This window comes from Myxococcus sp. AM009, assembly GCF_013372605.1.
In the GTDB taxonomy this organism is placed as follows: domain Bacteria; phylum Myxococcota; class Myxococcia; order Myxococcales; family Myxococcaceae; genus Myxococcus; species Myxococcus vastator.
Map to the genome: position 1 here is coordinate 1 of NZ_JABXEP010000290.1, position 4,183 is coordinate 4,183.

Consider the following 4,183-nt stretch of genomic DNA (forward strand, 5'->3'; position numbering starts at 1 on the left):
GAGGAGGGGAGAGGGGAGGAGCGCCTCGGGGAGGAGGCGTGAGAGTTGGTGTCGGAGAGAGGCGGGGAGGAAGGGGGTGGCGTCGTCGAGGACGAGGAAGGCGACGAGGCGGACGTCGGAAGAGTTAGGAGAGGAGAGAGGAAGGACGGCGGCCTGGCGGACGCCCGGGAGACGGCAGAGGGCGGCCTCGACTTCCTCGGGCTCGACGCGGACGCCACGCACCTTGAGCTGGAAGTCGGTGCGGCCGAGGTAGGAGAGGGAGCCGTCGGGATTCCAGCGGACGCGGTCTCCTGTGCGGTAGAGGCGAGCGCCGGGAGAGGAAGAGAAGGCGTGGGGGACGAAGCGCTCGGCGGTGAGGTGAGGAAGTGCGCGGTAGCCACGAGCGAGGCCGTCGCCGCCGAGGAAGAGCTCACCCGGGACGCCGATGGGAGAAGGGAGGCCGGCCTCGTCGAGGACGTAGGCCTGAGAGCGAGCCAAGGGCTGGCCCAGGCGGACGGGGCGGTGGGCTTCCACCTTCTCGGCCACCACGCAGATGGTCGTCTCCGTCGGGCCGTAGGCATTGATGAGCGACGTTCGCGTCAGCGCCAGTTGCTCCACCAGTGGCTCGGGCAGGGCCTCACCACCCACGACAATGGCCTTCATGGAACGCAGCGCTTCGGGCGCTCCAGGTTCCTCCATCGCGGTGGCCAGCGATGAAGGTGTGATGACGATGTGAGTGATGCCGTGGCGGGCGATGTCGCGCCCCAGCCCCAGCGGCCCCACGTCGCGCAGCACCGTCGTCCCTCCGCGTGTCAGGCAGAAGAGGACATCCTCCAGATGCATGTCGAAGGAGAAGCTGCTGGAGGAAGCCCAGCAGTCACCCGGACGCGTGTCGTAGAGGGAGTCGAAGGAGTCGAAGGCGTGGACAAGGGAGCGGTGGGTGAGCTCAACGCCCTTGGGCTCGCCAGTGGAGCCAGAGGTGAAGAGGAGGTAGGCGAGCGAGTCGGGGAGGACGAGCGGGAGAGGGAGTGAGGACGGAGACTGAGGAGGGAGCGGCTGGACGAGGGGAATCGCCAACGAGGCGTCGGAGAAGAAGTCCGGGCGAGAGAGGACGAAGCGAGCACGGGCCCGGTGGAGAAGCGAGGCACGGCGCTCATGCGGGTGAGTGGCTTCGAGAGGAAGGCAGGTGGCGCCACTGAGGAGGATGGCGAGGAGGCCGACGACGGCGTCCTCGGAGCGCTCGAGGCACAGGCCGACGACGTCCTCCGGGAGGACGCCAAGGCCGAGCAGGTGCTGGGCCAGGCGGGTGGCGCGAGCGTGGAGCTGGGAGAAGGAGAGGCGAAGGCCGGAGGAGGCGAGGACGAGTGCGGTGGCGTCGGGAGCGCGAGCGACCTGGGCGGTCCACAGGGAGGACACCGAGGCGAGGGAGTCGAAGGGCCTGGAGGTGTCGTTGAAGGAGAAGAGGACCTGCTGGCGCTCGGAGGCGGAGAGGAGGTCGACGGACGCAAGCGGCGCGGAGGGAGCGGCGAGCGCGCCTTCGAGCAGGCGCAGGTAGTGGCCCACCAGGCGCTGGATGGAGTCGTGCTCGAACAGGTCGGTGCTGTACTGCACCGTCACGCCGAAGCCGGAGGGGCCCTCGATGATGGTGAGCGACAGGTCGAACTGACTGGTCCCGGTATCCACATGGAGCGCGCGAGCGCCCACGCCCGAGAACGCACCCGCCAGCGAGTCCTCTTCCTGGTACAGGTCGAACATCACCTGGAAGAGCGGTGAGTGACCGGGGTTGCGCTCCGCTCGCACCGCCTCGATGACTCGCTCGAACGGTGCTTCCTGGTGTGCGTACGCGGCGAGCGCGCATTCCCTCGCACGCGCCAGCAGCCCGGTGAAGGTGTCGCCAGTCCGCACCTGGGCGCGCAGGACCACGGTGTTGATGAACAGCCCGACGACGCCCTCCAGGGACAGGTGCGTCCGGCCCGCGACGGGCGTGCCCACGCAGAAGTCGGACTGCTGCGAGTAGCGGTGCAGCAGCGCGGCGAAGGCCGTGTAGAACACCATGAAGGGCGTGACCTGCCGCTCACGGCAGAGCACGCGCACGGCCTCGGCCAGCGCCGCGGAGACGGGGAGCAACTGGGTCTGGACGCCCTGGTCCGTGCGCACCGGCGGGCGCGGCTTGTCGGTGGGCAGCTCCAGGATGTGCGGAACCCCGGCGAGCTGCTCCTTCCAGTACTCGACATGGGCCGCTTCGCGCGCCGCGACATCGGGTGACCGCTGCCAGGCCGCGAAGTCCGTGTACTCCAGCGGCAGGGGCGTCAGGCCGGGGGCCTGCCCACGGACGCGCGCCGTGTAGAGGACACCCAGCTCGCGCATCAACACGTTGTAGCTCCAGCCGTCCACCACGAGGTGGTGCAGCGACAACGTGAAGACGTGCCGCTGTGCGGAAAGGCGGAAGAGGCAGAAGCGATACAGGGGCCCCTGGGCGAGCACGAAGGGCCGCTGGGCTTCTTCCCGCAGCCAGCGCTCCAGCGACGTCTCGGGCGCCGCATCCGCCGACAGGTCCTCGGTCACCAGGACCTGCGCGGGGACGTCCTGAACACCCAGCAGGGGATGTCCCTCGGGTGAGGAGGGCATGATGGAGCGGAGCGCGCGGTGCCGTGCCAGCAGTTGCCGCAGCGCCGCGTCGAGCGCTCCGGCATCCACCTCACCGGAGAGCTCCACCGCGCGCACCACGTTGTACGAGGCGGACGCGGGAGCAAGCTGATGGAGGAACCACATCCGCTCCTGCGCGGAGGAGGGCTCCGCTCGCGTGTCGTCTCCGCGCCGGGTGGGCCCCGTACCCTGGAGGGAGTTCTGTCCGGTGGCGGTGTCCGGAGCGCCGCGCTTCAGCAGCTTCTGCAGCAGCGCGCGCTTCTCCTCCGGAGTCAGCGAGTCCAGGTCGGTACGCGAGGTCATGTCGATGCTCGGGGGAACTTCACATCTTGATGTAGACGCTGACGCCCGTGCGGAAGAGCGGAAGGCCCATGGGCGGGAGCTCCACCACGGAGGGGTCAGGCTGGAAGCGGAACTCGGTGCCGCGTGGCCCCAGCGGCGCTTCGACGAAGAGCTGCGCCACCACGTCTCGCAGCACGGCGATGTCGAAGTCGATGCGGCCCAGCATGGAGGGGTCACTCAGGTTCGTCAGCGCGGTGAACGTCAGGCGGGGCTCGAACTGGCTGCGCCGGTCGATGCTGACCTGGGCCATGCCATAGGCACGTCCGAAGAACAGGGGCCGGTAGTCCGCGGTGGAGCGCTGCCACGTCAGCTGCGCGCGATCATCCGTGCCCAGCGAGTTGTAGAAGCCCTCCAGCCGGACGATGGCGCGGTAGACGTCCGCCACGCGGAAGGTGCCCTTGATGCCGCCACTGACCTGCGGCTTCGGGCCACCGAAGGAGCGCTCGACGTAGCCGGCCTCGCCGCGCTCCCACAGCCGCGCGGGGAGGTCTTGCAGGAGCGCCATCTCCGCGTTGAGGTCGAAGGGGCCCAGGCCCACGGACCAGTCAATGCCATACCGGGGGCGGCGGCCCTGCTGGAAGGCCGCCGACAGCGACAGCTCGCTGGGGCCGAGCACCACCTCCGCGCGCAGCGCTCCGCCATAACGTATCGGGCGGTCCTCCGGTCCATTCAGGTCCGCCGTGGCGATGAGCCACAGGCTGGAGGCCATCTCCTCCCACGGCACGTTCACCTTCAGCATGTCCACGCCGGTGCGCAGGTCCACCGGGTCGAGCGGCCGGGGATTCGGCGCCTGGAGGAAGTCCGTGGGATTCCAGATGCGGGAGCTGCCCCAGCGGACCTGCTGGCGGCCCGCGGTGATGAAGACGCGGTGGGCCAGGCCGAAGCGGAACCAGAACTGATCCAGGACCGACTGCGGCGTGGAGAGCTGCATGTCGAGCGGATCGTAGAGAAGCCGCCCGCGCACGAACCCGCGAATCTGCTCGGAAGGATTGATGTCCAGGTACAGGTCCGCGAGCGACGGCAGCACGGGCGTCAGCGGCGTTCCCGGGCCGCCGCGCGAGGCGCTCAGCTCCGCGCGCTGGAAGTAGGCGCCACCCAGCGTGAGGATGTCCGGAGGCTCATCATCGTACGCGGCTCGTGGAGGGCCTCCATCCACGAACTGTGGCTGGCGGAAGGTCTCGCGGATGTCCGTCTTGGACGGCTGCTTGTCCGGGTG

At 69.4% G+C, this 4,183-nt stretch carries 1 protein-coding gene and 1 pseudogene; both read right to left on the bottom strand.

Annotated elements, in window-relative coordinates:
* A partial coding sequence (locus tag HV824_RS34970; RefSeq protein ID WP_176425207.1) for an amino acid adenylation domain-containing protein occupies positions 1-2,928 on the bottom strand: 2,928 nt, incomplete at its 3' end.
* A 19-nt stretch (positions 2,929-2,947) separates the two neighbouring features.
* Positions 2,948-4,183 (bottom strand): annotated as a pseudogene (locus HV824_RS34975) (hypothetical protein); the annotation flags it as partial.